The organism is Actinomadura sediminis (assembly GCF_042675525.1).
Taxonomy (GTDB): domain Bacteria; phylum Actinomycetota; class Actinomycetes; order Streptosporangiales; family Streptosporangiaceae; genus Spirillospora; species Spirillospora sediminis.
Genome location: NZ_JBHTJA010000013.1, coordinates 61,376 through 84,753, shown reverse-complemented (window position 1 = coordinate 84,753; position 23,378 = coordinate 61,376). Strand labels below are relative to the sequence as shown.

Here is a 23,378-nt window from a genome sequence, read left to right as displayed (position 1 = left end):
CCGCACCGGGGTGGTGGCATTTGCCTAACCGCCAGGGTCCCGGCTCATGGAGCGCTGGGGAAGCCCGCTCCGTACGGTCAGAGCTTAGCGTCTCCTTACCACGGCACGCACCGTCCACGTCGGCGCGCGCGGCCGGAATAATCAGTCGATTCACGACCCGCCACCTGCGTAGCCTGCGGCCCGTGAAGTCGTTGCCGGAGAAAGATCCAGGCAATCCCGACCATCGGTCTCCCGGCCGGTACCTCCTGTGGTTGCTGCGCGCGCAGTGGCGCATCGCGTCCGCCGGCGCGGCCCTCGGCGTCCTCTGGATGCTCGGCCACGTGCTGGTCCCCGCGGTGATCGGCCGGGCCGTGGACGCCATGACCGAACGGGAGGCCGGGGCGCTCGCCGCGTGGTCGGGCGTCCTGGTCCTCGTCGGCGCGTTCCAGGCGGCCGCGGGCGGTGCGCGCCACCGGTTCGCGGTCGCCTGCTGGCTCACCGCCGCCTACCGGACGATCCAGCTCGTCACCCGGCACGCGACGCGGCTGGGCGCGACGCTGCACAAGCGGATGAGCGCGGGGGAGGTCGTCAGCATCGGCATGTCCGACGTGGACGGCATCGGGGACGTCCTCGACATCGTGTCCCGGGGGGCCGGCGCCGTCGTCGCGATCGTCGCGGTCGCCGCGATCCTGCTGACGATCTCGCCGCCGCTCGGCCTGATCGTCCTCGTCGGCGTCCCGCTGATCCTGGTCCTGGCGGCGCCGCTGCTGCGCCCGTACCGGGAGCACGAGGAGGAGCACCGGGAACGCGTCGGCGACCTCAACACCCGCGCGACGGACCTCGTCGCGGGCCTGCGCGTGCTGCGCGGCGTCGGCGGGGAGGAGCTGTTCGCGGGCCGCTACGCCGCCGAGTCCGCGCGGGTCCGCGCCGCCGGGGTGGCCGTCGCCCGCGCCGAGTCCCGGCTGAGCGGCGCGGAGGTCCTGCTCCCCGGCCTGCTGATCGCGCTCGTGACCTGGGCCGGCGCCCGCTTCACCGTGCAGGGGACGATCTCCACGGGACAGCTCGTCTCGTTCTACGGGTACGCGGTCTTCCTCATCACGCCGCTGAAGACCCTCGGCGAGGCCGCCGGGAAGATCACCCGGGGCCTGGTCGCCGCCGACCGCGTGGTGCGCCTCCTCGACCTCGCCCCCGAGCGCGCGACCGGAGACGGCCCGCCCGCGCCGAGCCCGAAGACCGACACCGTCCTGACCGACACCGCTCTGACCGACACCGCTCTGACCGACACCGCTCTGACCGACACCGTCCTGACCGACACCGTCCTGACCGACGTCGACTCGGGTCTGGTCGTGCGCCCCGGGCGGCTCACCGCGATCGCGGCGGCCCGCCCCGAGGACGCCCGCGCGATCGCGGACCGGCTCGGCGGCTACGCCCCCGGCGCCGTCGACGTCGGCGGCGTGCCGCTGCACCTCCTGGGCGGCCTGCGGGAACGCATCGTGGTGGCGGTCAACGAGGACCGGCTGTTCGCCGGGACGCTGACCGAGGCGCTCACCCCCGCCCGCGGCCCCGTGGACCTGGAGCCCGCGCTGTGGGCCGCGAGCGCGACGGACATCGTCGCGGCGTCCGGCCCGGACGCGCGCGTCGCCGAGGCGGGCCGCGAGTTCTCCGGCGGGCAGCAGCAGCGCCTCCGCCTCGCGCGCGCCCTCGCCGCCGACCCGGAGGTGCTCATCCTGGACGAGCCCACCAGCGCGGTCGACGCGCACACCGAGGCGCGCATCGCCGACCGCCTCGCCCAAGCGCGCGCGGGCCGCACCACCGTGGTGTGCACCACGAGCCCGCTGATGCTCGACCGCGCCGCGCACGTCGCGTTCGTCCTGGACGGGCGCGTGGTCGCCGAAGGCACCCACCGCTACCTCCTCGACACCGACCCCCGCTACGCGGCCACCGTCACCCGAGGTGAGAACACCGTGCACGAGCCGACAGGGACGGGCGCCGCGGACGGCTTCGACGCCGCCGGGGACGCGGGGGTCGTGGACGGGGAGGGGGTGCGGTCGTGAGCGCGGAGATCCTGCCGGTGGCGTCGCCCGCGCAGGTGCGGGCGTACGCGCGGCGGCTGGTGCTGCGGTATCCGCGGGCGCTCGCGGGCGCTCTGGCGCTGCACGCGCTCGCGGCCGCCGCCGGGCTCGTCGCGCCGCGCCTGCTCGGCGACCTCGTCGAGGACGTCGCGGACGGACGCGCGGACGTCGACACCGCGGGGATCGCGATCGCCGTGTTCGTCGTCGTCCAGGGGGTGCTGAACCGGTACGCGCACCTGCAGTCGGCGAAGCTCGGCGAGCGGGTCCTCGCGCGGCTGCGGGAGGAGTTCGTGCGGCGGGTGCTGCGGCTGCCGCTGTCGGCGGTGGAGCGCGCGGGCACCGGCGACCTGGTGACGCGCGCGTCGCGGGACGTCGACACGCTCGCGACGTCCGTCCGGTACGCGATGCCCGAGACGCTGATCGCCGTGGTCGTCGTGACGCTGACGGCAGGTGCGCTGGTGCTGAACGGCCCGCTGGTCGCGCTGCCGTGCCTGGTGTCGGTGCCGCTCCTGTGGGCGGTGACCCGCTGGTACCTGCCGCGCGCCCGCGCGGGCTACCTGCGGGAGAACGCGGCGTACGCGCGGATCGCCGACGGCCTCGCCGAGACCGTGCACGGCGCGCGGACGGTCGAGGCGCTGGGGCTGGCGGAGCGGCGGCGCGCGCGGGGGGACGACGACATCGCCGCGGCGTTCGAGGTCGAGCGGTACACGCTGCGGCTGCGCACGGTGCTGTACCCGGTGATCGAGTTCGGGTTCGTGCTGCCGGTCGCGGCGACGCTGCTCTGCGGCGGCCTGCTGTACGTCAACGGGCACGCGTCGCTCGCGCAGGTGACGGCGGCGACCCTGTACGTGCAGCAGCTGAGCGGGCCGGTGGAGACGCTGCTGTCGTGGCTGGACGAGCTCCAGCTCGGCGGCGCGTCGCTGGCGCGGGTGCTGGGCGTGGCCGACGTCCCGCCGGACCGGGTCCCGCACGGCCGCGAGCCCGGCGGCGAGCGGATCACCGCACGCGACGTCCGGTACGCGTACCGGGACGGGCGGGACGTCCTGCACGGCGTGGACCTCGACCTGCGGCCGGGGGAGCGGCTCGCGGTGGTCGGGCCGAGCGGCGCCGGGAAGTCGACGCTGGGGCGGCTGCTCGCCGGGATCGACGGGCCCCGCACCGGGGAGGTCGCGGTCGGCGGCGTCCCGCTGGTCGGGCTTCCGCTCGACGACCTGCGCGGCCACGTCGCTCTGGTCACTCAGGAGCAGCACGTGTTCCGCGGGACGCTGCGCGACAACCTCGCGATGGCCCGCCCGGACGCGTCCGACGACGACCTGCGGCGCGTCCTGGCGGCCGTCGAGTGGGACGGCCCCGGCCTGGACGCCGAGGTCGGTTCGGGCGACGCGGCGCCGTCCCCGGCGCGGGCGCAGCAGCTCGCGCTGGCGCGGCTCGTCCTCGCGGACCCGCACACGCTCGTCCTGGACGAGGCGACGTCGCTGCTCGACCCGCGCGCGGCCCGCCGCCTGGAGCGTTCGCTGGCGGCGGCCATGGACGGGCGGACGGTCGTGGCGATCGCGCACCGCCTCCACACCGCGCACGACGCGGATCGTGTCGCGGTGGTGGAGGACGGGCGCATCGCCGAGCTCGGAACCCACGACGAGCTGCTCGCACAGAACGGGTCCTACGCCGCCCTGTGGGCGTCCTGGCACAGCTCCTAGCGCTTTACCTCGCCAGGGCGTTCTTGAGCCAGTCGACCTGGAGGTGCAGGAGGTTCTCCGCGACGACCTCCTGCGGGGTCATGTGCGTGACGCCCGACAGCGGCAGCACCGTGTGCGGGCGGCCCGCCGCGAGGAGCGCCGACGACAGCCGCAGCGTGTGCGCCGCGACCACGTTGTCGTCCGCGAGCCCGTGAATGATCATCAGCGGGCGCTCCAGCTTCCCGGCCATCTCGACGAGGGAGTTCGCCGCGTAGTTCTCCGGCTCCTCGTCGGGGTGGCCCAGGTACCGCTCGGTGTAGTGGGTGTCGTACAGCTTCCAGTCGGTGACGGGCGCGCCCGCGATGCCCGCGTGGAACACGTCCGGGCGCTTGAGGACGGCCAGTCCCGCGAGCCATCCGCCGAACGACCAGCCGCGGACGCCGACCCGGTCGAGGTCGAACGCGGCCGGGTGCAGCCGCGCCGCCTCGATCAGCGCGGCGATCTGGTCCTCCAGGACGGGCTCGACGAAGTCACCGCGCACCGCGCGCTCCCACGCGGGCCCGCGCCCGGGCGTCCCGCGCCCGTCCGCGACGACGACGGCGAAGCCCTGGTCGGCGAGCCACTGCGCCTCGCAGTACGCCCGCTGGACGGCGAGGACGCGCTGCGCGTGCGGGCCGCCGTAGGGGTCCATCAGGACCGGCAGCCGGCCGTGGCCGGGCTCCCACCCGGTCGGCAGCAGCACCGCCGTGCGGACCTCCCGGTCCCCGGCGCGGATCAGCTCGACCCGCGGCGTGATCACCGGCGTCTCGGCGAACGACGCGACCGGATGGGTCCCGGCGGGGCCGCGGACCTCGATCTCCGACCCCGGACGGTCCAGCCGCGCACCCGTCACGACCGTCACCGCGCCGGACCTGACGCCCCCGAAAACCCCCCGGCCCTGCGTGATTCTCGTCACGTCGCCGCCGTCGAGGGAGTAGAGGTGCACCTCCGTGGGCTCCTCCGACGCGGTGAACAGGATCGAGTCGCCCTCGACCCCGAGGATCGACCGCACCTGCAGCCCGCCCGGCGTCACCGGCTCCCCGCCGATCGTGATCCGCCGCGTGTCGGTCGTCCGGTCCTCGGTGACCCACACGAGTTCGCCGGCGCCCGTCCGCGCGGGCAGCCCCGGCACGATCTCCGTCCACACCGGGTCGTGCTCGTTGTGCAGCAGCGACGTCTCCCCGTTGGACGGGTCCACCCGCAGCACCCGCTGGGACCGCTGGTCGCGCGGCTGCACCACGATCAGCAGGCCGTGCCGGTCCCACGTCGCGTTCACCACGTACGGGAACTCGCCGCGGTCCCACGCGACCGCCAGCCGCCCGCCGTCCACCTTCAGCAGCACCAGCGAGACCAGCGCGTTCGGGGTCCCGGCGGCCGGGTAGGCGATCTCCGCGGGCGGCGCGTCCGGGTTCGCCGGGTCGGCGATGTGCCAGCGCTGCACCGGCGTCTCGTCGACCCGCGCCGCCAGCACCGTCCCGCCGTCCGGTGACCACCAGTGGCCGCGCATCCGGCCCATCTCCTCGGCCGCGACGAACTCCGCGAGCCCGTACGACACCTGCTCCGACTCCGGACGGACGAGCGCCCGGTCGTCGCTCCCGTCCATCTCGATCACCCGCAGGGTGCGGCCCGACACGTACGCGACGCGCCGCCCGGCCGGGTCCGGCCGCGGGTCGAACACCGGCGCCGCCGCGGGCAGCTCCCGCACCTCCCCGCCGAGCAGGTCGGCGACGTACAACTGCCCGCCGAGCGTGAACACCGCCCGCCGCACGTCCCGGTCGACGGCGTACCCGACGATGCCTCCGGCCTGCTCGCGGGCCCGTTCCCGGCGCGCCCGCTCCGCCGCGGGCAGGTCCTCCTCGCCGGGCACGTCCAGCGCGGCGGGGTCGGCGACGAGCCGCTCCTCGCCCGTCGTCACGTCCAGCGTCCACAGGCAGGTGACGGGGTCGTCGCCGGCCCGGGTGCGCAGGAACACGACGCGCGACTCGTCCGGGGCGATCTGGAAGGCGCGCGGGACGCCGAGGGAGAAGCGTCGGGTGCGGGCGCTCTGCCGCGGATAGCTGATGCTCATGGGAATCGAGTCTGCCAGCCTGATCGTTGGAGAAGTGACGGCGCGCGTGCCCCGCGCACCCCTATGATCACGGGTCGTCGCCTCGTGGGCGGTTAACGACCCCTTCCCGGGTCCTCGCTCGCGTAAGCTCAAAGCTTCCCCAAGCACTTGTTGTCGTCGCGGGCGGTGAGGAGAGGTCAATGTCGGAGCTGCAGCCGGGGGATCCCCGGCGGCTGGGCTCGTACGAGGTGGTCGAGCGCCTCGGCGAGGGCGGCCAGGGGGTGGTCTACCTCGGCGTCGACGCCTCCGGGAACCAGGCCGCGATCAAGCTGCTGCGGACCGACCTGGCCGCGGACGCCTCGGCCCGGAACCGGTTCGTCCGCGAGGCCCAGGCCGCCAAGCAGGTCGCGCGGTTCTGCACGGCGCAGGTCCTCGAGGCCGACGTCGTGGGCGATCAGCCGTACATCGCGAGCGAGTACGTGCCCGGCCCGTCCCTGTACAAGCAGGTGACGGAGAGCGGCCCCATCACCGGCGCCGCCCTCGAGCGGCTCGCGATCGGCACGCTCACCGCCCTCACCGCGATCCACCAGGCCGGCATCGTCCACCGCGACTTCAAGCCGCACAACGTCATCATGGCCCCGGACGGCCCCCGCGTGATCGACTTCGGTATCGCGCGGGCCCTCGACACCGGCCAGACGAACGCGACGAAGGCGATCGGCACCCCGTCCTACATGGCCCCCGAGCAGGTCGCGGGCGCGACCCTCACCGAGGCCGTGGACGTCTGGGCGTGGGCGACCACGATGGTGTTCGCCGCGACCGGGCGCCCCCCGTTCGGCGACGACACGGTCGTCGCGGTCATCAACCGGGTCATGCACGAGCCCCCGTCCCTCGAGGGCGTCCCGCGGGACCTGCACCCCATGATCTCCGCGTGCCTGGCCAAGGAGCCCGCCCAGCGCCCGACGGCCCAGCAGCTGATGATGACCCTCATCGGCGGCGCGAACCCGAACACCCCGATGGCGGCGGGCCAGACCCGCATGGACGACCCGACGCAGGCGACGTCGATGCTCGCCGAGGGCTCCACCCTGGCCGCGGGCATGGGCGTCGCGGGCATGGGCGCGATGGGCGCCCACCGCGTCTCGCCCGCCGACTACACCGGCGACCTCCCGCCCGCCCAGGGCTACACCGGCGCGCACCGCGGCGGCCCGCACTACGACGACTACGACGACTTCGAGCCCGAGCGCCGCTCCAAGGCCCCGATCGTCGCGGGCGTCGCCGTCATCGCGATGCTCGCCGTCATCGTGGGCGTCTTCATGGCGAGCCGCGGCGGCGACGGCGAGACGAACCTCCCGGTCCAGCCGACGACCTCCGAGGTGTCGGATACGCCCACCACGGACGAGCCGACGCAGCAGGAGCCCACCTTCAGCGAGGAGCCGACCACCGAGGCGCCCCGGACGTCCGAGGCACCGCGGACCTCCGAGGCCCCGCAGACCTCCCAGGCTCCGACGCCCAGCGGCGGCACCGGCGGCGGCGGTGGCGGCGCAGGCGACGATGACGACGACAACCCGCCGACCGACCCTCCGCCGAGCAACACGCCGACGCCCAACGACACCCCGACGGGCGGCGGTGGCGGCGGCGGAGGCGGCGGCCTGGGCCCCAACTGACGGGCCCCGACTGACGGGCCCCGACTGATCGTCGTCCGGCCTGGTGAGGGTTCGAACGGAACGCCTGTGACCCCGTCCGGCTCGTGCCGGGCGGGGTTCCGGCGTTCCCGGGGCGCGGGGAGCACGTCCGCGCGGTGGCGGATCCGTGGATTCGGGGTCCGATGGAGGGCGGTCATCGCCGGTGGGGCGCGGGCTGAGTAGGCTCATTACCCATGAAGGAGCCGCGGATCCTGTTCGTCCATGCCCATCCGGACGACGAGTCCATCGGGACCGGGGCGACCATGGCCAAATACGCCGCCGAGGGCGCCCACGTCTGTCTCGTCACCTGCACGCTCGGTGAGGAGGGCGAGGTGATCCCGGAGGAGCTGCGCCATCTGGCGCCCGACAAGGAGGATCGCCTCGGCGAGTACCGGATCGGGGAACTCGCGGAGGCGTGCGCGGCGCTCGGGGTGACCGACCACCGGTACCTGGGCGGGCCGGGGCGGTGGCGCGACTCGGGGATGATGGGCACCGCGGCGAACGACCACCCGCGGAGCTTCTGGCGCGCGGACGTGGACGAGGCGGGCGCCGAACTGGCGAAGGTCGTCCGGGAGGTCCGGCCGCACGTGATCGTCACCTATGACGAGCGCGGCAACTACGGGCATCCGGACCACATCCAGGCGCACCGGGTGGCGTGGCGCGCGTTCGAGCTGGCGGCCGACCCCGCCCACGAGGACGGCGCCGAGCCGTGGCGGGCCGCGAAGTTCTACGCGTACGCGACGCCGCGCACGGTGCTGGCGCGGGCGATCGCGGTGATGCGGGAGGCGCGGCTGCCGTTCGCGCGCGTGGCGGGTCTCGACGAGCTGGGATCGGGCGTCCCGGACGACCAGGTCACCACGGTCGTGGACGCGCGGGCGCACCTGCCGGCGAAGCTCGCGGCGCTGCGGGCGCACCGGACGCAGATCGTGGTGGCGCCCGAGCAGGTGGGGCCGTTCTTCGCGCTGTCGAACAACCTGGGGCAGCAGGCGTTCGGCACCGAGTACTTCATCCTGCAGGCGGGCGAGCCGGGGCCGCTCGGGCCGGGCCGCCGGGAGCGGGACCTGTTCGCCGGGCTCGCGGACGCGGCGGGCTGACCCGCTGGATACCCTGGCGCCCGTGGAGAACGACGAGACCGAGACCGAGTCGCCGGCCGAGGCGGTCGTGTCCGCCCTGGCGTACGTGATGCTCGCGGTGCTCGGCGCCGTGTACGGGCTCGTCGGCTCGTTCGTCCAGGACTGGACGGTGCGCGGGGTCCCGGTCGCGTCGATCGTGCTCGTCGTGGTGCTGTTCGCGCTGGTGCGGTCCGCGGGCTGGGGGATGGGCGGACGGACGGGCGCGGTGATCCCCGCGTTCCTGTGGCTGATCGTGGTGTTCGTGATGTCGCTGCAGCGTCCGGAGGGCGATCTGGTGGTGCCGGCGACGATCGCGGGCTACGTGTACATCATCGGGGGCCTGCTGGCGGCGGTGTTCGGGGTGATGCGGGTCCCGCCGTCCGGGCGGTCGGGGCAGTGGCTGCTGAGGGGCGCCGCCCGTACCCGCGGGTAGGGTGCTGACGCTGTGGGCGATGAACGTGGCGAGGGCGTCGATCCGGCGCTGTTCCGTGCGGTGGTGGGCCGGTTCGCGACCGGCGTGGCGATCGTGACGACGGTGTCCGCCGACGGCGCCGACCACGCGATGACCGTGAACGCGTTCACGTCGGTGTCGCTGGAGCCGCTGCTGGTGATGTTCTGCGCGGAGAAGCTCGCGCGGTTCCACGACGTGGTGCTGGAGACGGGCCGGTGGGCGGTGTCGGTGCTGCCCGAGGACATGCGGGACGCGTCGCAGTGGTTCGCGACGCGGGGCCGGACGCTGGACGGGCAGCTGCTGGGCTGGGCGCACACGCGCGGGCCCGCGACCGGCACGCCGATCCTGTCGCGGGCCGTGGCGGCCGTCGAGTGCCGGACCCACGCCGTCCACGACGGCGGTGATCACACCATCGTGGTCGGGGAGGTCGTCGGCCTGGACGTCCCGGATCCGGAGGGGCGCCCGCTGATCTTCTATGAGGGCGCCTACCGCACCCTGGACTGACCGGCCGGGACGGTCTCGGACGCCGCGGCGGGCGCGGCGGCGCGGCGGTGCCCCTTCACGCCGAGGCAGGCGGCGGCGCCGAGCAGGACGACGGCGATCGGCACGGCCACCGTGGGGACCATCGCGTCGGTGAACCCGTGCCCGAACACCTGCGCGGCGAGGTCCTGGACGCGTCCGGCGACGTCCGGCGGGAGACCGGCGGGCGCCTGGTGGGCGCCGGTCTGGCCGGCGCCGACCTCAAGGCCGCCCTCGGCGGCGTTCGCGAAGCCGTCGACGAACCCTGCGCGGGCGTCCGGCGGCAGTGCCGCGGCGCGCTGCGCCGCCTCCTCCTGCAGGGCGGCGGCGAGCCGGTTCTGCATGACCGCGCCGACGGCGGCGCCGCCGAGCACCGAGCCCATCTGCCGGATCGTGTTGTTGACGCCGGAGGCGGCGCCCGCCAGGTGCGGCGGCACGTTGCGGGTCGCCTCGGTGGCCATCGGCGCGAACACGCCGCCGACGCCGAGCCCGGTGAGGACGAGCGGCGCGATGAACGCCGTCCAGTCCGTGGCGACGTCCGCGACGGCGACCAGCCACAGCATGCCGAGCGCGTAGAGGGTGAGGCCCGTCATGAGGATGAACTTGCCGCCGATGCGGTCGGACAGGCGGCCCGCGAACGGGGCGAGGAACATCGACACGACCGACGACGGCGCCATGACGAGCCCCGCCTTGAGCGCGCTGAACTCCAGCACGGACTGCAGGTAGATCGTCATCGGCAGGAACATCCCGACCATGCCGACGGACACGGCCGCGCCCACCAGGTTCAGGATCGTGAAGTTGCGGTCGCGGAACAGCGAGAACGGCACGAGCGGCTCGCGGTCCTGCCGTCCCCGCTGGTGCAGCACGAACACGGCGAACAGGACGGCCCCGGCGGCGAGGAGCCCCCAGATCCGCGCGTCCCACCCGAACTTCTCGCCCTCGGTGAGCGCGAACACGAAGCAGAACAGCGCGGCGGACGCGAGCAGCACGCCCGGGACGTCGAACCGGTGCCGGACGCCGGGGGTGTGCGGCGGCAGGATCGGGATCGCGAGCGCCAGCACGAGGATCCCGATCGGCAGGTTCACGAAGAAGATCCACCGCCAGTCGAGGGTGGTGACCAGCAGCCCGCCGACGGTCGGTCCCGCGATCGTGGACACCCCGGCGACCGCGCCCCAGACGCCGAGCGCCGCGCCGCGCCGTTCCGGCGGGAACACGTTGATGATGATCGACATCGTCTGCGGCATCAGCAGCGCGGCGCCGAGGCCCTGCACGGCGCGGGCTGCGATCAGCTGCGCCGGGTCCTGCGCGACGCCGCACACGAGGCTGGCCAGCGTGAACACCACGACGCCGGCGATGAACAGGTTCTTCTTGCCCCACAGGTCGCCGAGCCTGCCCGCGGTGATCAGCAGGACGGCGAGCACGAGGATGTAGGCGTTGACGACCCACAGGACCTGGTCCAGCGAGGCGTCCAGCTTGTCGATCATGCTCGGGATCGCGATGTTCACGATCGTCAGGTCGAGCAGCGTCATGAAGAAGCCGAGGGACAGGGTGAGCAGGATCGCCCACGGGTTGCCGCGCCACCTGCTCACTCGGTCCCCCTCGTCGCGTCGGAGTCGGTCCAGGCGATCCGGCCGGACTCCAGGTCGCCGGCGAGCGCGCGGACGTGGTCGAGCTCGGCGCGCACCCGCGCGATCGTCAGCTCCTGGTCGAGCAGCTTGTAGCGTTCGAGGCCGTTCTTGCGCAGCGCCTCGTAGGCGGTCTCGTTCGCGGCGAGGAGCGCCTCCAGGGCCACGGTGCGGCTGCGCAGCAGCCGCGCGACCTCTGCGGGGGAGAGCAGGTTCGCGAACGCCAGCGCGGTGCCGAGGGCCGGGAACTCCTCGGTCGGCTTGGCGAACAGTTCCGCGAGCCGGTTGTGGGCGGCGTCCCGTCCGGCGGTGGTGACGGCGTAGACGGTGCGTTCGGGACGGCGGCCCTCGCGGGACGTCTCGAGCGGCTCGACGAGTCCGGCGGCGGCGAGCCGGTCGACGGTGTGGTACAGCGAGCCGGGCGTGATCTTGACGGCGGCGTCGTAGTGGCAGGTGCGGATGCGCTGCTGCATCTCGTACGGGTGCATGGGCCCGTCGCACAGCATCCGCAGCACGGTCAGCGCCGGCGCGGTGAGCGGTTTCGGCATGGTCGGTGCCTCATTGATTCGTCCAAATTAGTCCGCTCAGACTAATCCAACGCGGAGCACCGTGGGAGCGAATCGAAGAAACCCGACATGTCCGCCCGGCGAACGCCGTGTCGGCGAACGCCTGTCAGCGGACGGCGTCCACGGTGTTCGAGCCGCCGTGGCGGGCCACGTACTCCCCGATCCGGTCCTCGCGGACGGCCGCGAACAGCTCCGCCGCACCGGCGTGGTCGAGCAGGATCACGCTCTGGTCGCCCCGGGCCGCGGGACGGTCGACGGGCGTGGTCACGTACTCCAGCGTGCCGACGTCCAGCAGCCGCGTCGCGAGCTTGCGCAGCGTCGCCGCCGACACCGTCTCGTCCACGGTGACCGCGCCGGTGACCGCCCGGATGAACCGGTCGATCTTGATGGGGTTCCGGGTGTCGAGGGCCTTGCCCGCGAGGGCCTCCAGGAACGCCTGCTGGCGCTTGATCCGGTCCAGGTCGCCGTTCGGCAGGTTCACCCGCTGCCGGACGAAGTCGAGGGCCTCGACCCCGTCGAGGTGCTGGGTCCCGGCCTCCCACGCGCGCTGGTGCTTGGGGTCGTAGGTGTCCTGGGTGATCGTGACGGTCACGCCGCCGAGCGCGTCGGTCATCTCCACGAAGCCGCCGAAGTCCAGGGCCGCGTAGTGGTCGATCCGGACGCCGGTGAGGGTCTCCACCGTGCGGATCAGCAGCCGCGGCCCGCCGTAGGCGAACGCCGCGTTGATCTTGTCGGTGCCGTGGCCGGGGATCGGCACCCAGCTGTCGCGCGGGATCGCCACCACCGACACCCGGTCGCCGCTCTCCGCCAGGTGGACGATCATGAGCGCGTCCGCGCGGGCGCCCATCGACGGGATGTCGTCGCGCCGGTCGGAGCCGATCAGCAGCCAGTTCTCGCCGCGCCCGGTGGCGGCCGGGCGGTCGCCGGACGTCGGCAGCGCCCCCGCGACCCGGTCGACCTGACCGTTGTAGGAGTGCTGCAGCGCGTACGCGCCGCCGACGACCGCCAGCAGCAGGACGAGCGCCGCGCCGCCGCAGCCGATCAGGATGCGGCGCCGGCGCCGGTCGCGCGGGTTCGTGCCCGCGGCGTCCTTGTCGTCCGTCTGGGGGGCTCCCTGCGCAGTGTCGTCCTGCTGGGGCGGCGTGGGCTGCATGGGGCCACCCTGGGCCGTGCGCCGCGCGCGCGCCGACGCGGCATGCGGACGAAAACCGACTCTTTGCCGATCCCGGGGTTTCCGATGGGACCGAGGAAGGCCATGGGCCGCCGCCGGGCGCCGTTGACCGGCGACGGCCCCGTATGGGGAGTGCCCCGCTCAGCGGGTCGCCGTGCTCAGCCCTTGAGGGCGATCTCCAGCTGGTCCAGCGCCCAGTCCAGGTCGGCGCGTTCGATGACCAGCGGCGGCGCGAGGCGGAGCGTGGTGTCGTGGGTCTCCTTGGCGAGGACGCCGAGCCCCATCAGCCGCTCGCTGACCGGGCGGGCCTTCCCGTGCAGCTCGACGCCCGCCCACAGCCCGCGGCCGCGCACCTCGCGGACGAGATCGCCCGAAAGCCCGCCGAGCCGCTCGTGCATGTGGGCGCCGAGCGTCCTGGAGCGTTCCTGGTACTCGCCCGTCCGGAGCATCGCGACGACCTCGCGGCCGATGGCGCACGCGAGCGGGTTGCCGCCGAACGTCGAGCCGTGCTGGCCGGGCTTGAACACGCCGAGGACGTCCGCGTCCGCGACGACCGCCGACACCGGCATGATCCCGCCCCCGAGCGCCTTGCCGAGGACGTACACGTCCGGGACGACGTCCTCGTGCTCGACCGCGAACGTGGTGCCGGTGCGGCCGAGGCCCGACTGGATCTCGTCGGCGATCATCAGCGAGCCGTTCGCCGTGCACAGCTCCCGGACGGCGCGCAGGAACCCGCTCGGGGGGACGTTCACGCCGGCCTCGCCCTGGATCGGCTCGACCAGCACGCCGACGGTCTCCTCGTCCATCGCCGCCTTGAGGGCCTCGACGTCGCCGTAGGGGACGGTGCGGAAGCCGGGCGTGTACGGGCCGTAGGAGTCGCGGGCGTCCGGGTCGGTCGAGAAACTGATGATCGTGGTCGTCCGGCCGTGGAAGTTGCCCTCGAACGTGATGATGTTCGCCCGGTCGGCGGGGACGCCCCGCACCTCGTACCCCCACTTGCGGGCGGTCTTCAGCGCGGTCTCGACGGCCTCGGCGCCGCTGTTCATCGGCAGCACCATGTCCTTGCCGCACAGGTCGGCGAGCTCGGTCACGAACGGGCCGAACTGGTCGTGGTCGAAGGCGCGGCTGACCAGCGTCACCCGGTCGAGCTGCCGCCGCGCGGCCTCGGTGAGGCGCGGGTTGCGGTGCCCGAAGTTGACGGCCGAGTACGCGGCCAGCATGTCCAGGTAGCGGCGCCCCTCGACGTCGGTCACCCACGCGCCCTCGGCGGTGGAGACGGCGATCGGCAGCGGGTGGTAGTTGTGCGCGCTGTGCTCTTCCGACAGCGCCCGCAGCTTCTCGGTCGGCGTCACGACGCTCCTTCGGGGCTCGGGCCCCGGCCGGTCGGGCCGGGGGCAACGCTGAACACCGGACGGGACGGGCCCGGTGCCGAGGGGGGAGGACCGGACGGGACGGGTGGCCGGCGGTCCGTTCCACAGCGTATGTTCGGGACCAAGCGCCGACCAGTGACGAAAACCGACTTAGGGGGTGTTGTTTGTTGCGTCTTGACGAGATCGACCGGCGGATCGTTGCGCGCCTCCTCGAGGACGGCCGCGCCTCCTACGCGCAGATCGGCGACCGGGTCGGGCTGTCGGCCCCGGCGGTGAAGCGGCGCGTCGACCGGCTCCGCGCGGACGGCGTCATCACCGGCTTCGCCGCCGTCGTCGACCCGGCCGCCGTCGGCTGGACGACCGAGGCGTTCATCGAGATCTTCTGCACCGGCGCGACGTCCCCCGAGGAGATCCACTCGAGCGTCCGCGGCCACCCCGAGGTCGTCGCGGCCTACACGATCAGCGGGGACGCCAGCGCGCTCGTCCACGTGCGGGCCCGCGACATCCAGCACCTGGAGCAGACGCTCGAGCGGCTCCGCCGGGAGGACAACATCACCGCGACGAAGACGTCGATCGTCCTGTCGCGGCTGATCGGGCACCCGTTCGACGCGCCGTCCGGCCGTCCCGACCCTGCCGGGACACCGGCGGTTACCGGACAGTAGGCTGCCGGTCATGGAGTTCGCGACCGCTGACCTCATCGACGACTTCGGGGACGAGCTGCGCAGCTGCGAGACGCAGTTCCGCCAGTACGGGGGCCGCACGCGGTTCGCCGGGCCCGTCTCGACCGTCCGCTGCCACCGCGACAACGGCCTGGTCAAGAAGCTGCTGAACACCCCCGGCGAGGGCCGGGTGCTCGTCGTGGACGGCGGCGGCTCGCTCGCCTCCGCGCTGATGGGCGACCTGATCGCGGCCGCCGCGGTCGAGCACGGCTGGGCCGGCGTGGTGATCAACGGTGCGGTGCGGGACGTCGCCGCGCTGCGCGGGCTCGACCTCGGCGCGAAGGCGCTCGGCTCGAACCCGCGCAAGAGCGCCAAGGACGCCGCCGGGGACGTGGACGTCCCGGTGACGTTCGGCGGCGCGGAGTTCCGGCCCGGCGACTGGCTCTACAGCGACGAGGACGGCATCGTCGTCGCGTCGCGGAACGTCCTCGGCTGAGGCCGGGGCACGCGCCATGATCACTGGCGCGACCTGCCAGAACGAACCGGACAAGATCGTCTAAGTCCTCCATAGGACCTGGAAGCGCGCGTATCTACCGTCGCAGTACCCCCGTGCGACAGGAGTGAGATGCGCGCCAAGAACGCTCTCGTGGTGCCCGCGGCCGCGGCGATGCTGCTCGCGGGCCTCGCGGCCGCCCCGGCCGCCGCGGAGCCGGGCCCCTCGGGACCCGAACCCGCAGTGAACCCGTGGCAGATGCGGCACTGGCCGCAGACACAGCCGTGGCAGCGTCCCGAGCCGTCCCCGCGGACGTTCGCCGCGACCGCCGGCCCGCGGCCCATCGACCCGCAGAACTACGAGCTCCCCGACACGATGACCTGGGACGACTACAGGTCCGTCCCCGGGACCTCGTGGGCCGACCCGTCCCGCGAGGGGTCCATCAAGAACTTCAAGGGCGCGGTCGTCCTCGTCGACTACCCGAACCAGCCGTTCGTCGTCACGCAGCCGAAGAACTCGTCCGTCTTCGGCAACCCGAACCTGGTCGGCGACGTCCCGCGCGAGGACGTCGCCCAGTTCTACGAGAACTTCCTGAACAAGCCGCAGGACCTCAACCACGGCCACACCCTCCACGAGTACTGGATGGAGGACTCCGGTGGCCGCTACGGGGTCGACCTCACGGCCTTCGGCGCCTACCGGATGCCCGCGAAGGACCACGAGTACGGCATCGACGACCGGATGCAGAAGGGCAACGGCTGCCCCGAGGGCGACACCTGCAACCGCGACCTGCGCACCGACGCCCGCGCCGCGTGGGTCGCGGACGTCGGCGAGAAGACGGCGGCGGAGTTCGACTTCGTGTTCTACCTCTCCGCCGGTCAGGATGAGTCGTCCACCTGGCAGGAGTTCGGCGAGATGAAGTTCGGCACGAAGGAGCAGGTGCCGGACCCGTGGGGCCCGGACGACCCGAAGCTGCCGAACTGGGTCGACACCCGCTACATCCCCTGGACGTCCTGGCAGGCCGGCTCGACGATCTGGCCGAACGCCACCCGCGGCAGCTCCACGCAGGCCGAGAGCTCCGGCATGGGCGTGTTCGCGCACGAGTTCAGCCACATCCTGGGCATCGGCGACAACTACAACAACCCGTACGGCGACCCGCCGCGCCGCGCGTTCAGCGGCCCGTGGGACATGCTGAGCCGCGGCAGCTTCAACGGGCCGGGCGGCCCGCACGCCCGCTGGACCATCCCGGCGACCGGCGCGTCCATGGGCGCCCAGCACATGCTGCGCAACAAGCTCGAACTCGGCATCGTCGACCCGTCCAAGGTCCTGCAGATCGACCGCGAGACGCTCGCCGCGCGGGGCATGGTCGTCGCGAAGATCACCGCGCGCGCCGCCGAGCCGGGCGAGAACGCCCTCGCGGGCGTCAACCTCAAGCTCGGCGCGGGCGGCGACAAGAGCCCCGGGTGCGACACCGGCACCGACCCGATGTGCGACGGCGGCGGCTACGACAACTACACCGTCGAGGTCGTCGACCGCATGGGCTTCGACTCCTTCACCCCCGACTCCGGCGTCCTCCTGGCCAAGACCAAGGACGAGGACGACTCCCCGTTCATCTGGGTGAAGGACGCGAACCCGCAGGACATCGACAAGGTCGACTTCGTCCTCCCGGACGGGACGAAGAAGAAGATGACGATCGGCGACTACCGGCAGCTCTCGGACGCCCTCTTCCACGCGGGCACGGACTCCGGCAGCGAGTTCGAGTACGTCGACGAGGCGAACCGCCTGCACTTCTACGTCCTCGACCTCGAGCGCGACGAGGACGGCGTCCTGTCGTACACGGTCGGGATCCGGTCCCTCGACGACGCCGCCCCGCGGCGGCGCGGCGTCAAGGTCGACTCCGGCAAGGCGAGCCGCGAGGCCGGCGGCTGGCTGAAGTGCACGATGGAGGTCCACAACCGGGGCAAGGGCGGCACCGGCGTCCACGGCTCCGACGTGTTCCGCCTGGCGGCCGCGGTGGACGGCGGCGGCTGGCAGGTGCGGCTGCCGAACGAGCTCGCCACCGCCCGCGACCGGCACAGCACCTGGGTCGAGGTGTGGGCGAAGCCCGGCCCGGACGCCGAGCGCAAGGCCAGGCTGCGGCTGACCGGCACCTCCGAGAGCGACCCGAACGTGTCCGACTCCGGGACGTGCCGCCTTCGCTGACGTCCCCCTCCCCGGCGGGCCCGGGGCACCGCGACCTCCGCGCGGCGCCCCGGGCCCGCCCGCGTCCGGGCGCCCGGGTAATGCCGAACGCACCGAAAGTTGCCCCCGCATGGTGATGTCGCGCCCGCCCGCCGCCCGCGCCCTCGGTTACGTTGCCGAACGTGATGATCTTTCAGCGAGCGACGACGGCCCGCGCGGCCGGGATCCCACTGGCGGCGCTGGCCGCGATCGTCCCCGGCGCCGTCCACGCCCCCGCCCGCGCGGCGGCCGCCCCCGACCGCGGCGACGTCGCCCTGCGCCACGCCGCGACCTCCGCCTCCGCCCTCCGCGCCCTCGACGGCCGCCTCCGGCGCAGCGGCGTCAACGCGGTGCTGCGCGCGTCCGGCGCCCGCAAGCTGGGCAAGGACCGGTGCGGCAAGGCCGCCGCCGTGCCGCCCGGCTCCCTCGCGTACTGCTTCGACCGCAAGGACTCCCGCACGAAGACCTGGGTTCCGCAGGGCGTCACCACCGTGTCGGACGCCGTCGCCGACGAGGACTGGAACGGCGACCACCCGATGCTCGTGTCGTGGCACGGCGGCGAGAGCGTCCGCGTCACGTTCGTCGACCCCGACCGCCGCACCTACCGGCACGTCCTGCTCGTCCAGCCCGTCCAGAAGGGCGGACGGGCCACGTTCGGCGACATCGACATCCACGCGGGCGGGATCGCCTGGTTCGAGAACCGGCTCTACGTCGCCGACACCACCCGCGGGTTCCGCGTGTTCGACATGACGCGGATCTACGACCTGGGGTCGAGCGAGTCCGGTTCGACGAAGCGGCCCGGACGCGTCGGCCTGCACGGCAGCACCTACTACGGGCACGGCCACCGCTACGTGATGCCGCAGGTCGCGACCTGGCGGTACGTCGGGGGCCGCGCGCCGTCGGGCACCTGCCGGGGCGAGGGCCCGCTGCGCACGTCCTGGACCGCCGTCGACCGCACCGCGTGGCCCCCGTCCCTCATCGCGGGCGAGTACTGCAAGGACGAGAAGCCGCGCGGCCGCGTCGCGGTCTGGCCGCTGCGCGAGGGCGCCGGCCCGGTGTCGTCCGGCGGCGTCGCCCGCGCGAGCCTGGTCGCGTCCATGCCCGACGACCAGATCCAGGGCGCCGTCCGGACGAACGGCTACTGGTGGTTCACCCGCGGCCGCGGCCGCGGCGAGCGCGGCGAGATGCTCGTGACCCGCGCCGACCTGTTCGGCGGCTGGGACGACGTCACCCGCCACACCATCTCCCACGGCCCCGAAGACCTCTCCTGCCACCGCGGCGCCCGCCGCATCTGGACGGTCGCCGAGTACGCGGGCCGCCGCGCCCTCTGGGGCCTCCCCGCGAGCGCCTGCCACTGATCAGACCCGGACGGGCGCCCGCTCGGGCTCGGCGACGGCGTCCCGGCGCCGCACCTGGCCCAGCGCGACCGCACCGAGCGCGAGAACGCCCAGGCCCGCGCCGATCCACGCCGTGGACGCGTACCCGCCGCCCGCGCCGATCGCGAGGCCGCCCAGCCACGGGCCCGCCGTGATCCCGACGTTGAACGCGGCGACGTTCCCCGCCGCGACCAGCGTGGCCGCACCGTCCACCATCCCGAACGCCCGCGTGTTCAGCGCCGGGTTCGTCGCGAACCCGACGAACCCCAGCAGGAACACGAGCGCGACCGTGGGAACCGCCGACTCCATCGCCAGCGCGAGTCCCACCGACACGACGACGAGCCCGGCGAACCCCGCGTACAGCGTCGGCACGGTCCGCGCGTCGGCCGTCCGTCCACCGATCGTGATCCCGATCAGCGCACCCGCCCCGTACAGCGCGAGCACCCCGGGCACCCACGCCTCCGCGATCCCGGTCGTGTCCGTCAGCATCGCGCCCAGGTAGCCGAACGTGACCAGCAGCCCGCCCGTCGCCAGCGACGTCGCCGCGAACGCGAGCCACAACCGCGGGACGCCCAGGGCGCGCACCTGCTCCCGCACCCGCGGGACCTCGCCCGCGGACCGTCCGCCCGGGATCGTCGCGGCGACCCCCGCCATCGCGACCACCGACATCACCGCGACCGCCCAGAACGCCGCACGCCACCCGAACTGCTGCCCCACGACCGTCCCCGCGGGCAACCCCGCGATCGTCGCGATCGTCAGCCCGCCCGCGACGACGCTCATCGCCCGTCCCCGCGCGTTCGCCGGCACCAGCTCCATGGCCGTCGCCGCCGCGACCGCCCAGAACCCGGCGTAGACGAACGCGCCCACCACCCGCGTCCCGAACAGCACCCAGTACCCGGGCGTCAACGCGCCCACCACGTGGGCGAGCGCGAACACCGCGAGGAACGCCAGCAGCGCCCGCCGCCGCGGCCACCGCAGCGTGAGGACGGCCAGCACCGGCGCCCCCACGAGCATCCCGATCGCGAACGCCGAGATCAGCAGGCCCGCGTCCGGGACCGACACCCCCAGGTCGTCCGCCATGGCGGGCAGCAGGCCCGCCAGCATCAGCTCCGACGTCCCCTGCGCGAAGATCGCCGCACCCAGCACGTACACGGCCGGTCGCATGACCGCCCTCCATTCTGAATCGATCAGTCTAAAATCGGCCCGCGAAAAACGGCGGCCGTGCCCGGCCGCCGCCCTAGATCGCGTCCATCGCGGTCGCCGCGACCGCCAGCAGCGTCGCCCGGCCGGCGCCGCCCCGCGCCGCCACCCGGATGCCGCCGACCGTCGCCGTGACGAACTCCGCGAGCACCGCCGCGTCCTTCCCGGCGTCGATCTCGCCGGACGACATGCCGGTCTCGATCGCCGCCCGCAGCGCGTCCAGCCGCCGCCGCTTGTCCCGCTCGAGCATCTCGGCGATCCCCGGGTCCCGCGGCGCGACCTCCACCATCGAGTTCACGACCAGGCACCCGAGCGGCTCGGCGTCATCGGCCTCGGCGGCGCTCTCCAGCACCGCGCGCAGCCGCTCGCGCACCGTCCGCCCGGTGTCCTCCAGCGTCTCGATCAGCCCGCCCGTCTTGATCTCCATGTACCGGGCGAGGGCCTTCTCGAACAGCTCGTGCTTGCTCGCGAACGCGTTGTAGATGCTGCTGCGCCCGAGCCCCGTCGCCTCGCACAGCTCCGCCGTCGACGTCCCGTCGTACCCGCTCGTCCAGAACGCCCGCATGGCCGCCTCGACGGCCCGCCCCTCCTCGAACATTCGCGGTCGTGCCATGCGGCGAGCGTAGCACGTTATGGACTGGCTGATCCAAAATCGTCGAGGCGCTTCCAGAGGTGGACGTCCGCATGCCCGCCCGGAATGCCCCGCGTCCGTCCGGTCTCAACGAACCCGTGCCGCCGGTAGAAGCCCGGAGCCTGGAAGACGAAGACGGCGCGGGCGGCGGATGGACGGAGGCCGAACGCAGGGATGTCGGCAGATGCCCGGACGGGTGCCGCGGTCAGTGCGGCGGAGGGAGCGGGTTCACCGCGTTGCCCAGGTCGCAGCCCGCCTCGCCCGGCATCCGCTGGATGCGCGGCGGGATCCACACGTTCGTCCCGCCGGGCGCCACACGGGCGACCGTGCAGTCGAGCGCGTCGCCGAAGTAGGGCTTGACGGTCAGGACGACGCCGACCACGCCGTCCACCGTCGGAACCGTCCCCACCTGCACTTTGATGCGGGAATCGAGGTCGAGGGACGCGACCGCCTCCCGCACCTCCGCCTCGCTCACCGTGCCGCCGTCCGGGACCCGCGGCAGCGTCTTCCCGATCTCCTCCACGGACGGGATCTCCGGATCCTCCGGCCACGGCGCGAACGTCAGCGGCGCGCCCGCCGGGCACTCGACGCCGTCCGGTTCCTCCTGCCAGTCCGTCTTCTCGGTGACCCGCAACTCGAAGCATCGCCGGACGGTGACGGTCTGCTGCTCATTCGGCCACGGCTCCGTCCCGGTCCCGGGCACGCGGACGACGACCGTCGCGCCCGCCCGCCCGTCCGGCCGCAGCCGCAGCACCTCGACACCGTCGATGTCGTCCGCGAGATGCCCGATGTCCTGTGCTGGCCGGTCCGCGGCACGGTGCAGCTTCCGCGCGACCTCGCGGGCGGTCGCGCGGGCGTCGTCGTCGGCCTGCTCCTCGGCCGACGCGACCGTGAGCCCGCAGGACGTCACGGCGAGCAGGGGCAGGAGCGGAAGGATCAGAAGTCGGCGCACGGCATCACGCTCGCAGACCGAAAACGCCTGCGATATCCGTACAAATACTCAGGTGCGGGCCGGTTCGGTGTCCCGCTCCCGCTCCGTCCCCGGCTCGTCCGGCTCCCCGTCCCGCCGCGACGGCCCCGCCGGACGCCCGCGTCCCCACGCCATCGCCGCCGCGAAGCACGCGAACGGCATCGCGGGCAGCATGTACCGGTAGTCGAAGTCCACGGTGATCGGCGGCACCGCCAGCAGCGTCACCGCCGACGCCCAGAACAGGAACGTCCGCGGGCGCGCCCGCCGCCACAGCAGGCCCGCCGCGCCCGCCAGCAGCACGACGCCCAGCACCGTCCCCGGCACCCGCACATGCTCCTGGTACCAGCGCATGACGTCCGCGTACGGGCCCACGATCCGCGTCTCCCCGGACCCGTGCGCGTACTCGCGGACGACGTCCGTCCGACGCCCCCCGCCGATCACCGGCAGATCCCGGTGCTCCCGCGTCTCGGTCGGGAAGTGGTACCGGGCCTCCGTCCCCACCGTCGGGTACCGGTCGCGATCCCACGCGAACGTCCGGACGAAGAAGTCGTACGCCACCACCCGCACGTAGTCGAGCGGCTGATTCATGATCGCCCACATCGCGAACCGCTGCGCCAGCGCGTTCGTCTCCGCCGGGAACGGCTCCCCGTCCGTCCACCCGGTCGGCGAGTTCGCCTCCCAGATCTGGTGCGACGACGCGGGCCGATCGTCCGGCGCCCCGTACGGGCACAGCCGCGCCAGATCCGGCGGCGGCCGGTGCGCGTCGCAGTCGGCGAACGCCGCCGTCCGCCCCCACAGGAAGATCCCGTCCACGCCGCTCATCCCGAACCGGCCGTGCTCCGACCCGTACCACGTCGCGTAGCTCCCCAGCGGAACGGCGAACGCCGCGCCGAGCGCCACGTACGCCGTCCACCGCGTCCGCCGCAGCAGCAGGTACAGCACCACGATCACGAACAGCGGCACCCCGACCGTCCGCGTCACCGACGCCAGCCCCAGCAGCGCGCCCACCACCGCGGCCCGCCGCCACCCCGTCGCCCCCGGCCGCGCCATCAGCAGCATCGCCCCGAACACCAGCACCGTGAACAGCGTGTCCGACAGCAGCAGATGCTCGAGCTCGATCTGGAAGGCGTCCAGCAGCACCGGCGCCACCGCCAGCGCCGCCCAGTGCCGCCGCACCTCGAAGTCCCGGACCAGCATCCGGTAGCCCAGCACCGCGATCCCCACGACCGCCGCATGCTGCAAGGCCGTCACGAGCGCCAGGCTGTGGAACGGCCTCAGCAGCCACAGGAACAACCCGTACCCGGACGGCCGCAACTGGTGCGGGAACGGGTCGTTCGCGATCCGCAGGAAGTCGTAACTGTCGTTGAACCAGAGCGCCGGCGGGAACCCGAGCATCGTCACCACCCGGAGCAGCACCCCGGCCAGCAGCACCGCCGAGAACAGCCGGTTGCCCCGCACGGCGGCCCGCACCGAGCCTGCCACCGGACGACGGCCGAACCTGGGGGAGAGCAACACCGGGAACCTAA

At 73.7% G+C, this 23,378-nt stretch carries 19 protein-coding genes; 10 read left to right on the top strand and 9 right to left on the bottom strand.

Annotation, left to right across the window (positions count from 1 at the left end):
* Positions 1 to 182 precede the first annotated feature (182 nt).
* Both ACFQ11_RS10145 and ACFQ11_RS10140 read left to right on the top strand, forming a co-directional pair.
* Complete coding sequence (locus ACFQ11_RS10145; RefSeq protein WP_378297750.1) at positions 183 to 2,033, top strand: ABC transporter transmembrane domain-containing protein; 1,851 nt, start codon at positions 183 to 185, stop codon at positions 2,031 to 2,033.
* A complete protein-coding gene (locus ACFQ11_RS10140; RefSeq protein ID WP_378297749.1) occupies positions 2,030 to 3,748 on the top strand; it encodes an ABC transporter ATP-binding protein in 1,719 nt (572 codons plus the stop codon). The genes ACFQ11_RS10145 and ACFQ11_RS10140 overlap by 4 nt, the downstream gene beginning before the upstream one ends.
* 4 nt (positions 3,749 to 3,752) lie before the next feature.
* Here the strand turns inward: ACFQ11_RS10140 and ACFQ11_RS10135 are convergent, their stop codons facing one another.
* A complete protein-coding gene (locus ACFQ11_RS10135; protein ID WP_378297748.1) occupies positions 3,753 to 5,834 on the bottom strand; it encodes a S9 family peptidase in 2,082 nt (693 codons plus the stop codon).
* 179 nt (positions 5,835 to 6,013) lie between these two features.
* Between ACFQ11_RS10135 and ACFQ11_RS10130 the strand changes: the two genes are divergently transcribed.
* The 4 genes from ACFQ11_RS10130 (at position 6,014) to ACFQ11_RS10115 (ending at position 9,559) form a co-directional block, all read left to right on the top strand.
* Entirely contained in the window at positions 6,014 to 7,474 is a 1,461-nt protein-coding gene (locus ACFQ11_RS10130; protein WP_378297747.1) for a serine/threonine-protein kinase, read from the top strand.
* A gap of 212 nt (positions 7,475 to 7,686) precedes the next feature.
* Complete coding sequence (gene mshB, locus ACFQ11_RS10125; protein WP_378297746.1) at positions 7,687 to 8,586, top strand: N-acetyl-1-D-myo-inositol-2-amino-2-deoxy-alpha-D-glucopyranoside deacetylase; 900 nt, start codon at positions 7,687 to 7,689, stop codon at positions 8,584 to 8,586.
* 22 nt (positions 8,587 to 8,608) lie between these two features.
* Complete coding sequence (locus ACFQ11_RS10120) at positions 8,609 to 9,037, top strand: DUF6113 family protein (RefSeq protein WP_378297745.1); 429 nt, start codon at positions 8,609 to 8,611, stop codon at positions 9,035 to 9,037.
* Between the two features lie 12 nt (positions 9,038 to 9,049).
* On the top strand, positions 9,050 to 9,559 hold the full coding sequence (locus ACFQ11_RS10115) for a flavin reductase family protein (RefSeq protein WP_378297744.1): 510 nt from the start codon (positions 9,050 to 9,052) through the stop codon (positions 9,557 to 9,559).
* On the opposite strand, the gene ACFQ11_RS10110 is transcribed toward ACFQ11_RS10115, so the two are convergent.
* The 4 genes from ACFQ11_RS10110 to rocD all read right to left on the bottom strand — a co-directional run bounded on the left by ACFQ11_RS10110 (position 9,541) and on the right by rocD (position 14,288).
* On the bottom strand, positions 9,541 to 11,163 hold the full coding sequence (locus ACFQ11_RS10110) for a DHA2 family efflux MFS transporter permease subunit (RefSeq protein ID WP_378297743.1): 1,623 nt from the start codon (positions 11,161 to 11,163) through the stop codon (positions 9,541 to 9,543). The genes ACFQ11_RS10115 and ACFQ11_RS10110 overlap by 19 nt on opposite strands.
* Positions 11,160 to 11,747 (bottom strand): PadR family transcriptional regulator, encoded by a 588-nt coding sequence (locus ACFQ11_RS10105; protein WP_378297742.1) that lies wholly within the window; start codon positions 11,745 to 11,747, stop codon positions 11,160 to 11,162. Before ACFQ11_RS10105 ends, ACFQ11_RS10110 begins: the two co-directional genes overlap by 4 nt.
* Positions 11,748 to 11,871: 124 nt before the next feature.
* A complete protein-coding gene (locus ACFQ11_RS10100) occupies positions 11,872 to 12,918 on the bottom strand; it encodes an LCP family protein (RefSeq protein ID WP_378297741.1) in 1,047 nt (348 codons plus the stop codon).
* Between the two features lie 176 nt (positions 12,919 to 13,094).
* Positions 13,095 to 14,288: an ornithine--oxo-acid transaminase gene (gene rocD / locus ACFQ11_RS10095; RefSeq protein ID WP_378297740.1), complete on the bottom strand. Its 1,194-nt coding sequence runs from the start codon at positions 14,286 to 14,288 to the stop codon at positions 13,095 to 13,097.
* 185 nt (positions 14,289 to 14,473) lie between these two features.
* Between rocD and ACFQ11_RS10090 the strand changes: the two genes are divergently transcribed.
* The 4 genes from ACFQ11_RS10090 (at position 14,474) to ACFQ11_RS10075 (ending at position 19,033) form a co-directional block, all read left to right on the top strand.
* Complete coding sequence (locus tag ACFQ11_RS10090; protein WP_378297739.1) at positions 14,474 to 14,968, top strand: Lrp/AsnC family transcriptional regulator; 495 nt, start codon at positions 14,474 to 14,476, stop codon at positions 14,966 to 14,968.
* A 10-nt stretch (positions 14,969 to 14,978) separates the two neighbouring features.
* Entirely contained in the window at positions 14,979 to 15,461 is a 483-nt protein-coding gene (rraA, locus tag ACFQ11_RS10085; protein WP_378297738.1) for a ribonuclease E activity regulator RraA, read from the top strand.
* 129 nt (positions 15,462 to 15,590) lie between these two features.
* Complete coding sequence (locus ACFQ11_RS10080) at positions 15,591 to 17,657, top strand: M6 family metalloprotease domain-containing protein (RefSeq protein WP_378297737.1); 2,067 nt, start codon at positions 15,591 to 15,593, stop codon at positions 17,655 to 17,657.
* Positions 17,658 to 17,821: 164 nt separating this feature from the next.
* Positions 17,822 to 19,033, top strand: a complete 1,212-nt coding sequence (locus ACFQ11_RS10075) for a hypothetical protein (protein WP_378297736.1) — start codon at positions 17,822 to 17,824, stop codon at positions 19,031 to 19,033.
* On the opposite strand, the gene ACFQ11_RS10070 is transcribed toward ACFQ11_RS10075, so the two are convergent.
* From ACFQ11_RS10070 to ACFQ11_RS10055, 4 genes are all read right to left on the bottom strand, one after another.
* Positions 19,034 to 20,215 (bottom strand): Cmx/CmrA family chloramphenicol efflux MFS transporter, encoded by a 1,182-nt coding sequence (locus ACFQ11_RS10070; protein WP_378297735.1) that lies wholly within the window; start codon positions 20,213 to 20,215, stop codon positions 19,034 to 19,036.
* 73 nt (positions 20,216 to 20,288) lie between these two features.
* On the bottom strand, positions 20,289 to 20,864 hold the full coding sequence (locus ACFQ11_RS10065) for a TetR/AcrR family transcriptional regulator (protein ID WP_378297734.1): 576 nt from the start codon (positions 20,862 to 20,864) through the stop codon (positions 20,289 to 20,291).
* 223 nt (positions 20,865 to 21,087) lie between these two features.
* A complete protein-coding gene (locus ACFQ11_RS10060) occupies positions 21,088 to 21,834 on the bottom strand; it encodes a hypothetical protein (RefSeq protein WP_378297733.1) in 747 nt (248 codons plus the stop codon).
* Between the two features lie 48 nt (positions 21,835 to 21,882).
* A complete protein-coding gene (locus tag ACFQ11_RS10055) occupies positions 21,883 to 23,334 on the bottom strand; it encodes a hypothetical protein (protein WP_378297732.1) in 1,452 nt (483 codons plus the stop codon).
* Positions 23,335 to 23,378 lie beyond the last annotated feature (44 nt).